Source organism: Geobacillus sp. CCR, assembly GCF_052906625.1.
In genome coordinates this window covers 24218-39788 of record NZ_JBREBQ010000023.1, presented here as the reverse complement: position 1 = coordinate 39788, position 15571 = coordinate 24218, and the positions used below count along the sequence as shown (strand labels likewise).

14 protein-coding genes are annotated in these 15571 nt (G+C 57.6%); 9 read left to right on the top strand and 5 right to left on the bottom strand.

Going from position 1 to position 15571, the window contains the following annotated elements; genetic code table 11:
• Positions 1–57: 57 nt before the first annotated feature.
• From ACVBDQ_RS12490 to ACVBDQ_RS12480, 3 genes are all read right to left on the bottom strand, one after another.
• On the bottom strand, positions 58–852 hold the full coding sequence (locus tag ACVBDQ_RS12490; RefSeq protein WP_011232351.1) for a TIGR00266 family protein: 795 nt from the start codon (positions 850–852) through the stop codon (positions 58–60).
• Positions 853–951: 99 nt separating this feature from the next.
• Positions 952–1761 (bottom strand): yteA family sporulation protein, encoded by an 810-nt coding sequence (locus tag ACVBDQ_RS12485; RefSeq protein ID WP_014196611.1) that lies wholly within the window; start codon positions 1759–1761, stop codon positions 952–954.
• 86 nt (positions 1762–1847) lie between these two features.
• A complete protein-coding gene (locus ACVBDQ_RS12480) occupies positions 1848–2777 on the bottom strand; it encodes a 1,4-dihydroxy-2-naphthoate polyprenyltransferase (RefSeq protein WP_011232349.1) in 930 nt (309 codons plus the stop codon).
• A 168-nt stretch (positions 2778–2945) separates the two neighbouring features.
• On the opposite strand from ACVBDQ_RS12480, the gene ACVBDQ_RS12475 reads away from it, so the two are divergent.
• The 5 genes from ACVBDQ_RS12475 to ACVBDQ_RS12455 all read left to right on the top strand — a co-directional run bounded on the left by ACVBDQ_RS12475 (position 2946) and on the right by ACVBDQ_RS12455 (position 9279).
• Positions 2946–4322, top strand: a complete 1377-nt coding sequence (locus ACVBDQ_RS12475; protein ID WP_033006477.1) for an isochorismate synthase — start codon at positions 2946–2948, stop codon at positions 4320–4322.
• Complete coding sequence (gene menD, locus ACVBDQ_RS12470; protein ID WP_015375677.1) at positions 4315–6048, top strand: 2-succinyl-5-enolpyruvyl-6-hydroxy-3-cyclohexene-1-carboxylic-acid synthase; 1734 nt, start codon at positions 4315–4317, stop codon at positions 6046–6048. Before ACVBDQ_RS12475 ends, menD begins: the two co-directional genes overlap by 8 nt.
• Before the next feature lie 11 nt (positions 6049–6059).
• Entirely contained in the window at positions 6060–6872 is an 813-nt protein-coding gene (gene menH, locus ACVBDQ_RS12465) for a 2-succinyl-6-hydroxy-2,4-cyclohexadiene-1-carboxylate synthase (RefSeq protein WP_011232346.1), read from the top strand.
• Entirely contained in the window at positions 6873–7691 is an 819-nt protein-coding gene (gene menB / locus ACVBDQ_RS12460) for a 1,4-dihydroxy-2-naphthoyl-CoA synthase (RefSeq protein WP_011232345.1), read from the top strand.
• A 115-nt stretch (positions 7692–7806) separates the two neighbouring features.
• Positions 7807–9279 carry an o-succinylbenzoate--CoA ligase gene (locus ACVBDQ_RS12455; protein ID WP_011232344.1) on the top strand — a complete coding sequence of 491 codons (1473 nt, stop codon included), beginning with the start codon at positions 7807–7809 and terminating at the stop codon, positions 9277–9279.
• A gap of 306 nt (positions 9280–9585) precedes the next feature.
• On the opposite strand, the gene ACVBDQ_RS12450 is transcribed toward ACVBDQ_RS12455, so the two are convergent.
• On the bottom strand, positions 9586–9783 hold the full coding sequence (locus tag ACVBDQ_RS12450) for a hypothetical protein (RefSeq protein ID WP_011232343.1): 198 nt from the start codon (positions 9781–9783) through the stop codon (positions 9586–9588).
• Between the two features lie 65 nt (positions 9784–9848).
• Positions 9849–10010, bottom strand: coding sequence for a DUF1540 domain-containing protein (locus tag ACVBDQ_RS12445; RefSeq protein WP_011232342.1), 162 nt, complete (start codon positions 10008–10010; stop codon positions 9849–9851).
• A 328-nt stretch (positions 10011–10338) separates the two neighbouring features.
• Here ACVBDQ_RS12445 and ACVBDQ_RS12440 point away from each other — a divergent pair, with 328 nt between their 5' ends.
• The 4 genes from ACVBDQ_RS12440 to ACVBDQ_RS12425 all read left to right on the top strand — a co-directional run bounded on the left by ACVBDQ_RS12440 (position 10339) and on the right by ACVBDQ_RS12425 (position 15418).
• Positions 10339–10629: a DUF2325 domain-containing protein gene (locus ACVBDQ_RS12440; RefSeq protein ID WP_011232341.1), complete on the top strand. Its 291-nt coding sequence runs from the start codon at positions 10339–10341 to the stop codon at positions 10627–10629.
• An 18-nt stretch (positions 10630–10647) separates the two neighbouring features.
• Positions 10648–11136 (top strand): hypothetical protein, encoded by a 489-nt coding sequence (locus tag ACVBDQ_RS12435; RefSeq protein WP_013524470.1) that lies wholly within the window; start codon positions 10648–10650, stop codon positions 11134–11136.
• Positions 11137–11284: 148 nt separating this feature from the next.
• The gene (locus ACVBDQ_RS12430) at positions 11285–13363 is read left to right on the top strand and encodes a hypothetical protein (RefSeq protein WP_094239129.1); all 2079 of its coding nucleotides are present in this window, start codon (positions 11285–11287) and stop codon (positions 13361–13363) included.
• Between the two features lie 96 nt (positions 13364–13459).
• On the top strand, positions 13460–15418 hold the full coding sequence (locus ACVBDQ_RS12425) for a beta-propeller fold lactonase family protein (protein WP_328212904.1): 1959 nt from the start codon (positions 13460–13462) through the stop codon (positions 15416–15418).
• The last annotated feature ends 153 nt before the right edge of the window (positions 15419–15571 follow it).

Below are 15571 nucleotides of genomic sequence, written 5' to 3'. Positions count from 1 at the left end.
AGGGGGAAGGCAGAAAAGCAAAAGGGCGTTCCGTTTGGCCGGAGCGCCCTTTCTCGCTTAGTCGTCGCCGTCGAGCCAGTCGCCGATGCCGCCGAGGATGCTGCCTTCGCCGACCGACCGTCCGCCGGCGCTCGGGGCGGCAGCGAGGACGCGGTCAGCGAGCCGGCTGAACGGAAGCGACTGCACCCACACTGCTCCCGGACCGGTGACGGTGGCCAAAAACAATCCTTCGCCGCCGAAGAAGGCGGTTTTGATGTTGCCGACATATTCAATATCGTAGTTGACGTCTTTCGTCATGGCGACAAGGCAGCCGGTGTCAATACGAAGCGTTTCCCCGGGTTGCAAGTCGCGGCGGTGGATCGTTCCGCCGGCGTGCAAAAAGGCAAGCCCGTCACCTTCCAACTTTTGCATAATAAACCCTTCGCCGCCGAAAAAGCCAGCGCCGAGCTTGCGCTGAAACTCAATGCCGACGGAAACGCCTTTTGCCGCACACAAAAAGGAGTCTTTTTGGCAGATGAGCTTCCCGCCAAGTTCGCTTAAATCGACCGGGATGATTTTTCCCGGATACGGAGCGGCGAAGGCGACGCGGCGCTTGCCGCTTCCTTGGTTGGTAAACACGGTCATGAACAAGCTTTCGCCGGTGAGCAGCCGCTTTCCCGCGCCGACAAGGCGGCCAAGCAGCCCTTTTCCGGACGAGGAGCCGTCGCCAAATACGGTTTCCATGACGATGCCGTCATCCATCATCATCATCCCGCCCGCTTCCGCGACCACGCTTTCGTATGGGTCGAGCTCGATTTCGACAAACTGCATGTCATCGCCGTACAGCCGGTAATCGATCTCATGTGCGTTCATCATTTCGCCTCCATTCGGATCATATGACGTTCTGCTCTGTACTACGGAAAACGGCATCGGCCCGTTTCACAAAAAAGACCATCTTGCCGATGGCCTTTTTCATGGAGTTGTTTCCCCAAAATGCTGCTGGGACGGTCTTTCATCGTACCGGCGGTAGCTGTCTGTCGATGTATACGGGTCTTTTTCATACGCCGGCAAATCGCCGATGTTCGACATGATGCCTTCGTCATCCAATATGTTTTCCAGCAGCTCATGCTCCCGCGTCGGGTACACACGTACGTGTCTGCCATGCAAATCGACGGCCGCGAAATTTTCCAAGTCTTCGACATAGCCGACGTTCTCTTCCGACTCGGCATACACTTCGCTGTAGGAATCGACGTTTTTGCCAAGGTCCGAAGGGGTGTCGGATGTGCCGTAGCGGGCTGCTTCCTGCCATGCATCTTCCGCGTCGTAAGCGACCGATTCCGCGCGGTCATCGAAATCGAATTTGCCAAACGGCGGCATAAGCACGCCCTCTTCAAGCGGCCGCTTTTGCGACACCGTTTGATCCGGGCTGTGCTCGCGGCAGTAGAGTGTTGTCGGCAGCGCCTCGAGCCGTTCGTATGGGATCGGCCGGCCGCATACGCGGCACGTTCCGTATGTGCCGTCGGCGATGGCGCCAAGCGCCCGTTCAATCTCGCGAACTTCGCGCTCGGCATGCTCCTTTAGGGCGAGATCTTTTTCCCGCTCATACAGCTCTGTCGCCTCATCGGCCGGATGGTTGTCGTAGCTCGCCAGCTCACCGACCGCATCGTGGGCGTGGCTGCGGATCATGCCGAAATGGTCGTTTTGCTTCAGCCGGTCTTCCGTCTCCCGTTTCATGTCGAGCAGTCTTGAGCGGAGGGCGGCAAGCTGTTCGTTCGTCAGCATCAGTCGCAATCCCTTCCTTCGCAGTAGCGTCTATATGGTGTAGTATGGGCGAAAATCAAAAAAAAAACACGGTCATGTTGACCGTGTTACAGCCAATGGGCAATGAGCAAGCCAGCGGCGAGCAAAAAGCCGAACTGTGTATTCGTTTGCGCCGTCGCCTTCATGGCCGGCATCATCTCGATCGGCTTGATTTTGCCGATAAATCCGCGCGTCGCGGCGATTGCTTTTGGAATGCTCAATAAAGCGAGCAGCGCCCAAAACGGCACGATCTGAAACACCGCAAGCGCGGCCGTCCAAAGAAAGGCAACGGCGAACATGGCAGCGAGCAGGCGGATGGCCCAATCGCGGCCAATCAAAATGGCGAGCGTCTTTCGCCCTTTTTCACGGTCGCCGTCCAAGTCGCGAATATTGTTCGCCAGCAAAATGGCGCCGACCAAAATCGCGATCGGAATGGCGGTGAGCACGGCGCCGCCGCTGATATAGCCCGTTTGGATGAAAAATGAAATCAAAATGATGACAAAGCCCATAAAAAACCCAGCCGCCAGTTCGCCAAACGGCGTATAGGCGATCGGAACCGGCCCTCCGGTGTAAAAATAACCGGCCGCCATGCAAATCGTTCCGACAACGGCGAGCCACCAACTGCTTTCGGCGCAAATGTAGATGCCGATGAGCATAGCCAACCCAAGACAGCCAAACGCCAACGCCAGCACCGTTTTCGGCTTGAGGCCGTCGCGGACGATGGCGCCGCCGATGCCGACCGACTCCGGTGAATCGAGGCCGCGTTGATAATCGTAGTATTCGTTGAACATGTTCGTCGCCGCCTGAATCAACAAAGAGGCGATCATCATCGCGGCAAACAGCAGCCAATCGATCGATGTTTCGCCAAGCGCCAGCACCGTGCCGACGCATACGGGCACAAATGCCGCCGTCAGCGTATGCGGGCGCGTCAGCCGCCAAAAGACGCGCCAGTCGCGGCGCGCCGGCGGGCGATGGTCCATATGTGTGAATGATTGCATATTCATTCCCCTTAGATTCTGTGAAAATGTCATTCGTTTATGTCCAAAATAAGTGTAGGCAAACGTTGAAAGCATGTCAACCCTTCCCGATAGATAAATGATTTCCTATTATATTATAATGGGAAGTGGGGATGGAGGGGGAATTTTACGACAGAAAGCGTGAGGAACGTGGCGATTGGATTTCGACATCACCTGCAGCAACAATTGCATAGATTGGCGGTGAATGCAGGGCGGCCGTTTGTCAGCTGGACGGAACCGTGGGAGGGCGTTGATCCGGTTTCTTTTTTTATGCAAGGGCCGTCATGCGGCTTCCGCGAACGGTTTTTTTGGGCGGATCGAACCGGAGGCACGATATTGGTCGGCCTCGGCTCCGTTTATGCGATCGAAACGGAGAAGGCCGACAGCCGGTTTGATGACGTGGAAGCGGGCCGGCGCCGATGGGAGAAGGAGATGGAGCCATACGGCGCGGCCGATGCGCCGCCGTTATTGTTTGGCGGATTTTCGTTTGACCCCTATCGGCCGGGCACCGACATGTGGCGCGGCTTTCCGGCCGGGAAGCTCGTGGCGCCGGCCGCGCTTCTTGCCGTAAGAAACGGCAAAACGACGTTGACCGTCACCGTCCCAACGGACAAAAGAGGACGGGACTGGGAGCGGGTCGGGCGCTTGCTTGAGCGGATCAGCGACCCTATGGCCGCTCCAAAGCGGCTTCCGCGCCTTGTGTCAGACGAAGAAGAAGAGAAAGAACGATGGTTGGCGGCTGTTCGCGAAGCGATCGCCTCGATTCGGGCGGGGGCGTTGGACAAGGTGGTGCTCGCCCGCGCTCGGCGCCTGGCGTTTGCCAAAACGTTGGATGCCGCGGCCGTACTCCAGCGGCTTCGCGAGCAGCAGCCGTTTGCTTACATTTTTGCGTTTGAACAGGACGGCCGCTGTTTTATCGGGGCTTCCCCTGAGCAGCTTGTCCAAAAAGAAGGGAAAATGTGCCGGTCGGTTTGCCTCGCCGGATCGGTGCGCCGCGGGGCCGCTATGGAGGAAGACGAGCGGCTTGGCGCTTGGCTGCGGGCAGATCGAAAAAACAACGAAGAACATCAGTTTGTTGTGCAAATGATCGGTCGCTTGTTTTCTTCCGTCTGCGAGACGGTCGAGATGCCGCCCGCGCCGCAGCTGCTCAAGCTGCCGCACATCCAGCATTTATGCACTCCGGTTGTCGGCCGTGGCTGCCGCGAGCGCTCGGTGCTCCGCTTAGTGGAAATGATGCATCCGACACCCGCGCTCGGCGGAACGCCGCGCGATCGGGCGCTGGAGGTGATCCGCGCCCTTGAGCCGCTTGACCGCGGATGGTATGCAGCGCCGATCGGCTGGGTGGATGGCGAAGGCAATGGGGAATGGGCGGTCGCCATTCGCTCCGCCTTGCTCGCCGGGAAGGAAGCCATGCTGTTTGCCGGCTGCGGCATTGTCGCCGATTCCGACCCAAACAGCGAATATGAAGAGACAAATGTGAAAATGGCTCCGATGTTATCGGCGTTGGGAGTGATGAACGATGGCTGATGCCTTGTCTGTTTATGTAGCGGCATTGGTGGACGGATTGGCGCAGGCCGGGGTGGCGGAGGCGGTGATCAGCCCCGGTTCGCGCTCGACGCCGCTTGCGATGGCGATGGCGGCCCACCCTGGCCTTCGACTATATATGAATATCGATGAGCGGTCGGCCGCGTTTTTCGCCCTCGGCTTGGCGAAAGCGAAGCAGCGTCCGGTCGCGCTCGTATGCACGTCCGGAACGGCGGCGGCCAACTATGGGCCCGCGGTTGTCGAGGCATACTATTCGCGCGTGCCGCTCGTGGTGCTGACGGCCGACCGGCCGCATGAACTGCGCGATGTCGGGGCGCCGCAGGCGATTGATCAGCTGCACTTATACGGACGCTACGCCAAGTGGTTTGTGGACTTGGCGCTGCCGGAAGAGGCGGATGATATGCTGCGATACGCGCGGACGATGGCGGCAAGAGCCGTCCAAACGGCCGCCGGTGCACCGTGCGGGCCTGTGCATGTGAACGCGCCGTTTCGCGAGCCGCTTGTCCCGCATATCGATGAGGCGGTTTGGGAGCGGGTGCGGTCCGTTTCGAGAGCGCCGCAAGTATGGCGCGGCCGCCCAGCGCTGCCGCAAGAGAGCGTATCGGCGCTGTATGAGCAGCTGTCGGCGGCGGAACGCGGGTTGATCGTCTGCGGGCCGCTCGATCGCCCTGGGTTTGCCGAGGCGGTCACCGAGTTGGCGCGGGCGCTTGATTTTCCGATTTTGGCCGATCCGCTTTCCCAGTTGCGCGCCGGTACGCATGACAAAACGTACGTGCTGGACAGCTATGACGCCATATTGCGGGAGGAAACCGCCGCTTCCAAGCTTGTTCCGGATGTGGTGCTTCGGTTCGGCGCCATGCCGGTGTCGAAGCCGCTCTTTTTATGGCTCAAGCGCCATCGCGCGATTCGTCAAATTGTTGTCGACGACGGCGGCTGGCGTGATCCGACGTTGTCCGCGGACAGCTTCGTTCAGAGTGATGAATGGATTCTTTGCCGCCAGCTTCTTGAATGGGCGAAACCGAAAGAAAACAAAAGCGCGTGGTCGGCGATATGGCGCGAGATGAACGCGATCGCCCGCGCGGCGCTTGAGCGCCATCTGCCGAAAGAAGAATGGTTTGAAGGAAACGTGTTCACGGAGCTTGCCGATTTGCTTCCAGCCGGGGCGGCGCTGTTTGTCGGCAACAGCATGCCGATTCGCGATGCGGATACGTTTCTCTTTGCGACGGACAAGCCGCTTCGCGTTTTGGCCAACCGCGGCGCCAACGGCATTGACGGAGTCGTCTCGAGCGCCTTGGGCGCAAGCGTTGCCGCGAACCCGCTTGTGCTGGTGATCGGCGACTTGTCGTTTTACCACGATTTAAATGGCTTGTTGGCGGCGAAGATGCATTCGTTGTCAGCTACCATTGTGTTGTTGAACAACAACGGCGGCGGCATTTTCTCGTTTTTGCCGCAGGCGCGCCATAAAGGGGCGTTTGAAACGCTGTTTGGCACGCCGACGGATTTGTCGTTTGCCCACGCCGTCGAGATGTACGGCGGCCGCCATACGGTGCCGCACAATTGGGCGGAGTTCCGCCGCCATGTATCGGAATCGCTGTCGTCAGGCGGGCTTCATGTCATTGAAGTGCGCACGTCGCGCGCGGAAAATGTCCGAATGCATCGATTGTTGTGGAACGAGGTTGCCCGGGAAATCGCGAAATGTCTCGAATGAAGAGGATTGGCATGACCATGATGGTGAATGGGGTTTGTTACCATGCGGAACAATACGGAGAAGGAGAGCCGCTTCTGTTGCTTCACGGGTTTACGGGCAGCGCGGACACGTGGCGGCCGCTCGCCCCGTTTTGGCCGGACTTCCGTGTGATGGCCGTCGACTTGTTGGGCCATGGGCGGACCGAGGCGCCAAAGGACGCCCGACGGTATCGGATCGAACACGCGGCGGCTGACTTGGCGGCGCTCCTTGACGAATGGGGCGTCGAACAAGTGAACGTGCTCGGCTACTCGATGGGCGGCCGGCTCGCGTTGGCGTTCGCCGTTTGGCATCCGCGCCGCGTTCGCCGCTTAGTGCTGGAAAGCAGTTCGCCCGGCTTGGAGACAGAGGAGGAGCGGCGCGCGCGGCGGGAAGCGGATGAGGCGTTGGCGCGAAAGATCGAAACGGAAGGCGTCCGTGCTTTTGTCGATGATTGGGAAAAAATCCCGCTGTTTGCCACTCAGCAGACGCTCCCGGATCCGGTGCGAGCGGCGATTCGCCGCGAGCGGCTCCGCCATACGGCAACGGGGCTTGCCAACAGTTTGCGCGGGATGGGGACCGGCGTGCAGCCGTCGTTTTGGGAACGGCTTGGCGAACTTGCCATGCCTGTGCTCCTTGTTTGCGGGGAGCGCGATGAGAAGTTTTGCCGCATCGCCGCCCAAATGCACGAGCGGCTGCCCAACAGCGAACTTATCTGTGTAAAAGGAGCCGGACATGCAATTCACGTGGAACAGCCCGGCATTTTTGCTAAAATAGTAAGTGAATTCATGACAAAGGGGGAAGTGTAAATGCCGTTTGAATGGGTGAAGCAGTACGACTATGAGGATATTATTTACGAAACGTACAACGGCATCGCCAAAATTACGATCAACCGTCCGGAAGTACATAACGCGTTTCGGCCGAAAACGGTGAACGAGATGATCGATGCGTTTACGAAAGCGCGCGATGATTCGAATATCGGCGTCATCATTTTGACCGGCGCCGGCGGCAAGGCGTTTTGCTCGGGCGGGGACCAAAAAGTGCGCGGCCATGGCGGCTATGTCGGCGAGGATGAAATTCCGCGCCTCAATGTGCTTGATTTGCAGCGGCTCATCCGCGTCATTCCGAAGCCGGTCATTGCGATGGTCGCCGGCTATGCCATCGGCGGTGGGCATGTGCTTCATGTCGTATGCGATTTGACGATCGCCGCGGACAACGCCATCTTCGGCCAAACCGGGCCGAAAGTGGGAAGCTTTGACGGCGGCTATGGCGCCGGTTATTTGGCCCGCATCGTCGGCCATAAAAAGGCGCGGGAAATTTGGTATTTATGCCGTCAGTACACGGCGCAAGAAGCGCTCGAAATGGGGCTGGTCAACAAAGTCGTGCCGCTTGAGCAGCTTGAAGAAGAAACGGTCAAATGGGCGCAAGAAATTTTGGAAAAAAGCCCGACGGCCATTCGCTTCTTAAAAGCGGCGTTCAACGCCGACTCCGACGGCTTGGCCGGCATCCAACAGCTCGCCGGCGACGCGACGCTTCTCTTCTACACGACCGAAGAGGCGAAGGAAGGAATGCGGGCGTTCAAAGAAAAACGGAAGCCGGACTTCAGCCAATTCCCGCGCTTCCCGTGATGAGAACGAAGAAGCAGCTTGATGGCGCGTCAAGCTGCTTTTTGTCGCTTTTCCGAAGGGAGGAATCCTTTCGCTGGCCGTCGGCGGAGGAGGGGGCAAGAAAGGAGGACGCTAGATGACAACGATGCCAAACTGGCTGAAGCAGCGGGCGTTTTTAACCCCGGAGCGAATCGCCGTGAGCGACGGGCGGCGGACAAAAACGTTTGCCGAATTGTATGAAGCGGCTGCCGTCTGGGCGCGGCGCCTCGCTCAAGCAGGCGTCAAGGAAGGAGATATTGTCGCCTTGCTGATGAAAAATCGCATCGAGATGATCGAGATCATCCATGCGTTGTTTTTTCTCGGCGCCCGCGTCCTGCTGCAAAACGTGCGCCTTACGTCCTATGAGCTTGGCTGGCAGCTTGATGACAGCGGCGCGCGGCTTGCCATCGCCGATGAGGAGCTAGCCGGGAGCCTTGACGGCGATGGACGCGTTCTGACTGTGGGCGCGGTTGCCGCGCTTCCGGAAGTGGACGTCTCCTTAAAAGAAACGTGCGATTTGGAGGAAGTCGCCACGATCATGTATACGTCCGGGACGACCGGCACTCCGAAAGGCGTCTTGCAAACGTACGGCAACCATTGGTGGAGCGCGGTCGGTTCGGCGCTCAATTTAGGCTTGCATGAGCGCGACTGCTGGCTGGCCGCCGTGCCGCTGTTTCATATCAGCGGCCTGTCGATCGCCATGCGCAGCGTCATTTATGGCATGCCGATGCGGCTGCAAACGTCATTCGACCCAAAGGAAGCGAACGAATGGATCATGCGCGGCGACGTGACGATCATGTCGGTCGTGGCTGCCATGCTTCAGCGGATGGTGGCCGAGCTCGGGGAAGCGCGCTACCCCGATACGTTCCGCTGCATGCTGCTGGGGGGCGGGCCGGCGCCGCGCCCGCTGCTTGAGGCATGCAAAGAAAAGGGCATCCCGGTGTACCAGACATACGGGATGACGGAAACGGCGTCGCAAATCGCAACACTCGCGCCGGAATACAGTTTGACGAAGCTCGGTTCGGCCGGCAAGCCGCTTTTTCCGGCGGAGCTTTGCATCCTAAAAGACGGAAAGCCGGCTGCGCCGCATGAAGCGGGGGAAATTGTCGTCAAAGGGCCGAATGTGACAAAAGGATATTGGCAACGCCCGGAAGCGACGGCGCAAGCGATCCGCGGCGGCTGGTTTTTTACCGGCGATATCGGCTATCTTGATGAAGACGGATTTTTGTACGTCCTTGACCGCCGTTCTGACTTGATCATTTCCGGCGGCGAAAACGTCTATCCCGCTGAGGTGGAGGCGGTGCTGCTGTCGCATCCCGATGTGGAAGAAGCCGGGGTGACGGGCGTCGAGAATGAAACGTGGGGGCAAGTGCCGTATGCGTTCGTCCGCCTGAAACGCGGAGCGTCGCCAGACGAAGCGGCCCTTCGCGCGTTTTGCCGCGAGCGGCTGGCGAAATATAAAGTGCCGGCCCGCATTTACTTCGTCGACGAACTGCCGCGCAACGCCGCGCAAAAACTGCTGCGACGCGAACTGAAAAGGCTCATTCCAAAAACGGAACAAACCTTTTGATAGGAGTAGAAACACCTGTTCGGAAGCAGAAAAGGCAGGGCCTCGCCTAAGTCGAGGTTCCTGCCTTTTTGCCGCTGCCATTCCCGCGGCGTTCCGACCGGGAGGCATGGCGTTCGCCGAATCGAAGCCCTTGCTTTTAGACCGCTGCGATCCAGCTTCATCCGTCCGCTTTGTCCCCTGTTGGAGGACGGCAGTCAAACGTCATTCCTTGCACGGCCGATTTCCATCGCGCAGATGGAAACATAGGGATGGCCATCCAACGTCGTTTTTTGCTCCACCTGGCGTTTGTTCCGAAATGGACGGCCCTCAAACGTCATCCATCCACCCGAGTTCAGCGGCCCGATGGGCGATGAGCCGTTCAATCTCAGGTGGGAGTTGATCAAACGAACCGAACTCATAATCCCACAAACGGGCGAAGGAGTCGATGCAAGCTGGGTATGTTCCTAAAGCGGCCCGCTTCATTTCCGTTTGCAGCGCTTGAATGAGGCTGGCGCGTTTGTCCATCGTCATCCCCCTCGAACGATGCAAGCGCCGCCCGGTTGGCCGGGCAGCGCCTCGTTGGTCTCGCATCATGCTTTATGGGCCGGAACAAACGTTTTGCAGTCTGTTTCCGTTGAATCAGACGCCATTTTTCCTGCATGGCTGACCACGTAAATGGCTTCAGCGCTGCAGCGATTCCCTTCTGCCCAATAACGGCAGTTGTGCACTTCGCAAAGAACATCTTTCGCCATGGTCATCCCCCTTGTCGTGATGAAATCGCCCGCCTCTATAGTTTGACGCATTTGCAGGCATTTTATCCATCTCTAACCGAGAAGACTCCCGCTTCCATGATCAACGGAAGCAGGGGTAATCGGCGGCTTCCATCATGGTTGTTCTCCCACGCCGCCCCAAATATAAAAGAAGGACTTCGCGCAGAAATGGCGTTTCCTTCTTTACCATCGTTGAAGCGGGGGCTCATCGCCCCAAAAAATGATGAAAATATCTCTTGTTATAATTGACATAGAAAATCATTCTCAATTAAAATAAAAAAGAAAGAAGCGAGCAAAGGAGGCTTTCGTGATGGCATCACTGCTTGTTGTCGGAGCCGATCATTTAGGCCATATTACCGATAAATTGGAGCGTTCCGGATTCCGGGAAATCATTCATCTCAATGGACGAAAAGTGAATATGGTGAGACGTGACATTCCGGAGCATGTCGACGCCATATTGGTCATGATCGATTACGTGAACCATAATTTGGCGAAGAAAGTGAAAGAGAAGGCGAAAAGCAAAGACAAGCCTATTTATTTTGCGAAACGGTCATGGAGCTCGATAAACGCTGTATTGGAGCAGCTGGAAAAACATGCGTGAACAAACAGGAGGCGAGCCATGGTGCCTATCCATCACGAGACGTTGGATGTCTGGCCGTATGCGCTGCGCCGGTTTCTTCGCCGCGTCATTCAAGCGTATTGCGACACCGCTCCTTCGCTGCGGTCGCCGCTTTGCTTGCTTCGGTTGATTGATCAGCACCGTTCGCTCCTTCCTTTGTCGATGTTTCCGACGCCGTTGCATTACGGACTTGTGCTGGCCAAGGTGACGGATCATTTGCTGCAGTTTTTCGGTTCGATGGAAGAGGCGGCATGCAAGCCGCTGCTGCTGGCGGACGGCGGATTGGGCGAAGAAGCGGATCGGGAGTTGTACATCGTTTACCGCGACCGGGTTCGTGTGCTGCTGTGGTGTGAGGAAGAGGAAGCCATTCGGCGATGCAAAGAAACGGCGTCGTCCTTATGCCGCAAAACAATCGGACGTTGTCCGAACGAACTGGAATGCTGCTTTTTATGGACGGGCGGACGCCGCATTGAGTGGATTCCGGCTTGAGGGAAGGAGAAAAGAGGCATGAAAAGCGTCTTTCTCGGGTGGAATGTGATGGAACGGATTCCGGCTTGAATGAAGGGGATCGCCGGCGTATAATGAAATAGGTTGAAAATGAAAATCGTTATTTTTAAATAAAATGGGGGAGCAAGTCATGAAACGCATGCCTTGGAAAGTCATGGCCACGTCGGCGGCGGCCTCGCTGCTTTTGGCGTCCGGCTGTTCCGCCGTCGGGGAGAAAGAGAACGGCCGTTCAGCGGAAGCGCCGCGCCTGCACGTGCCGGTGGCGGACGATCATTTTGATACGGCCGGCAATATGTTTGCCTACTCCGAATTTGAGCTGTCCGGAGAGCCGTTGGCGGAAGGGCTCGGGCTTGATTTGGACACCCTTGACGCGAGAAAGCCGGATGAGCCGACGAAATTTGACTATACGGCCGGCATCGAGTCATACGAGTATTCCGAAGAAGCCATGTATGAGGTGACGGAAAAGTCAGGGCTCGGGCTCCATCTCATAAACGGCCCGATCGCCAAGCAAAGGGCCGAACAGCGGCATAAGCCAGCCGATGAAGCACTCGCCGACCGTTTTTATGAGCTTGCGGACAGCGTCGGCTATCCGCGCGAGGAAATTTTCCGCAACATGTTCCCGACCTTCATCGAGTACGCCGGCGGCGATCCGCATTATGCGCAAAAGGTTGACACGGACGTGTACGCGGAAAATGACGACGGTACATACGTTCCCGTCTATCAAGTCGATTTCCAATCGCTTCGCTGGGATCGCGGAAAAATGGACAAAGTGCTCACGCCATCGGCTTACGGCGGTGTCTTTTTGAAGCAAGCGCTTTGGGCCGGCGACTTTTTGGGCAATTTTCATCAAAAAGACAGCGATGAAGAGGTGGAGGCGAAAACGCCAAACGACGATCAAAGCGGGAACGTCGCTCTTGGCGTCAGCTCCGCCGACGGGATGCAAGGGATGATTTTGACGGAACAAATATGGAACAAGCTGGCTTTTATCCGTGACCATTTATTTTATGATGCGAAGCAACAGGCGTTGACGAAGGCAGCCGGCAGCCGCTACAACCCAAGCGGGGGATTCGTCTATTTGCCGCACGCGGTGGAAGTGGCTGAAGGGGGAAGCGAGCTGGCGCCGGATGCGGCGAAGTTGGTCGTCAAAGATCCCCGCAGCTTGCTTGAGGATCAATGGCTCATGCTATGGCCGGCGGCGGAGTTTTTCGGCATGACCGACCAGCGGCCGGAAAACAAAAACCAAAACCCCGCGTTTTTGGCCGTGTTTGACGGAAAACCGTTCCCGAAAGCGGCAAAAGAAAATGTGGATGCCGATCCAGCCAACGACCGCGTGGCCGACGACCCGTATTCCGTCAACCGCGACGTGCTGCTGCAAGTGTTTCGCAACATCGATGCCATGCATTTCAATGAAAAAGCGGGCGCGTTTGTGACCGAACATGACGGGCGAACGCAAGGAAATCGGGTCGATACGTTCCAAGCCGGCTATACAATGGAAGCGCTCCGCATCTTCGAACGGGCGATTGACGGGATGCCGGTCGGCTATGCGAGCGGAGAGAGCGCCAAAGGGCTTGGCACGCCGGAAGGAAAGCGGGCGCTTGAGCTCATCCGCCGGCAAGCGGATTTTATCATGCACAACTTGATGCGAAAAGACGGGCTTGTCGAAAACGGCTATACGATCGGCCAAGGGCCGGATCAAGACGAGCCGACGCTTCTTGCCCAGCTTGGTGCGATCCGCGGGCTGACGGCGGCGTTTTTGGCGACGAAAGACGAAGCGTACCGCGATGCGGCGCGCCTTGTTTATGAGGCGATGGACCGCCATTTTTGGGATCAAAAATGGCACGTGTACCATACGGGAGAAACAGAGGACAAGTACACCCCGTGGCTCGCCGGCGCGTTGTCGGGGGTGTTCCGCGTGGCGCTGCAAAACTTGAACAACGACCAAGCGGATGAGACGGCGAAATCCCTTGACCGCGAAACGATCATCTCCCGCTACGTCGACTTTTACGACCGGATCGTCGATGGCCCGACGCTTCAGGAAGGGATGCAGGCAAGTGAGTTTTGGGATACGGGAGATGTCTACATCAAAGGGAAAAAATTGGGCAACACTGACCGCGACCATGTGCCGCAAGTGCAGGCGGCCGGCGGCCCATACGGCGTGGCGCCGGTGTTGCGGACGGTCAAGGTCAATGTTGGATCCGGCAACAAATAACAGAAAGAAAGCGGCGAATACGATTGAGATTCGCCGCTTTTCTTTGTAAAATTGAGGATGGTTATCATTTTCGTGAAAAAACGGGGGAATATTGAAATGCGAAAATGGTGGTTCGCCGCGGCGATCGCTGCGCTGTTGGCCGGCTGTCAGGACGAAAAGGCATGGCATGAGCAGCCGAAAGTGGTCAGACACGCCCCGGCGCACGGCGACAACATCGCTGTAAGCAGCGACGGGCGCTATGTCTACACCGCCAACATCGATGTGGATACAGTGACAATCATCAACGCGAAAACCAAAACGAAGGAAGCGGAAATTCCCGTCGGCCGCGAACCGCGCCAGCTGGCGCTCAGCCCGGATGGACGGACGCTGTATGTTTCCTGCATGTACGATGATGAAGTGGACGTCGTATCGCTTGACAAGCGGACAGTCGTCGACCGTTGGAAAACGGGGATCGAGCCGTTCGGCATCGTCACCAGTCCAGATGGGGAGGAAGTATATGTCGCCAACTACCGCTCGGGCACGGTCTCGGTGTTTGACGCTGAGAGCGGGAAGCGGACCAAAGACATCCAAGCGGGCGATCGGCCGCGGGCGCTGGCGCTGACAGCGGACGGAAGGAAGCTGTACGTGACGCAATATTTGGCGGCTAAAGTCACCGTGATTGACACAAAGAAACGGCGGGCGGTCAAGGAAATCGCCCTCGCCCCGTCGCCGGATAAAGCCGATCGAAAAAAGAGCCAAGGCATTCCGAACACGCTTGAGCAAATCGTCATCGCCCCGGACGGCAAAAAAGCGTATATTCCGCACTTATTGACGAACATCGATACGCCGATCCAATTTGAGGAAACGGTCTTTCCGGCCATCTCGGTCATTGATGTGACGAACGACGTTGAGTTGCCGGACGAGCGGAAAGAGCTGTTTGCCGCGATCAATGTCACGGATGTTCATAACGAGACGATCATCGTCTCCAATCCGTACGATGTGGCGTTTTCCCCGGACGGCGGCAAAGCGTACGCGGTCATGTCTGGAAGCGAGGACCTCGTCGTCTTTGACTTGCGCCGCGGCGGCAAGGCGACGCAAATTTTGCGGCGCATCCACGGCAACAATCCGCGCGGGATTGCGATTTCGCCGGATGGGAAGACGCTTTACGTCCACAACGCCATGAGCCATGATTTGGCCGTGATCAAAACCGGAGGAAAAAGCCCATATGCGAAAGCGAAGCAGGAGAGCGGCACGATCCGCCTCATTGCGAAAGATTCGCTCTCCCCGCTCGTGCGTGAAGGAAAAACGATCTTTTACAGCGCCAACAGCGACGAGTTTGCCATCAACATTACAGGAAACAATTGGATGAGCTGCGCTTCGTGCCATAGCGACGGCGACATCAACGGCTTGACGCTCATGACGGCGAAAGGGCCGCGCAACGTGCCGAGCAATATTTTGGCGACGAAAACCGGGCTGTTTATGTGGGATGGTTCGCGCGACGATTTTACCGACTACATTCATACGGTGCAAGGCGAGATGGGCGGCATGACGGCGATCGACCCGTCCAAGCCGCTGCCGCCGAACGTCCAGCATATGTTTGACGCCATTCTCGCCTACTTGAACGACCCGCGTTCGTTCCCCGTGCCGAAAAGCCCGTATCGAAAGGCGGACGGCAGCTTGACGGCGGAAGCGAAGGAAGGGGAGCGCCTGTTTAACGGGAAAGGGAATTGCTTAAGCTGCCATGGGGGCGAGTATTTCACCGACAGCGTCAAGGCGGTCGGGCCGGACGGGAAATTGACGACTGCCAATACCGCCTACTTGCACGATATCGGCACGGCCAATCCGAAGGACCGCGCCTCCAAAGGCGACGCCCGCGCCCGGTTCACAAACCCGCGGACGCCCAAACAGTGGGATACGCCGACGCTGCGCGGCGTATGGGCGACAGCCCCGTATTTGCATGACGGCAGCGCGAAAACGATCGAGGAAGCAATCCGGCGCCATCGGACGAAAGAAGTGCAAACATTGACGCCGGGAGAAATTGCGGCCATTGCGGCCTATGTCCGCTCGCTGCAATAGTGAGAGTGATGGGTGAGGAAAAGGGTGCTTTTCTTTCTGCAGGGCAGAAGATCGCACGTCATAAAGGAAGGTGTCCCACGCGTGTTGGGGACACCTTTTTCCTTGTTGTTTTGGCCGTACATAGCGCTTATCGTGCATAAACAAACGCCAGAA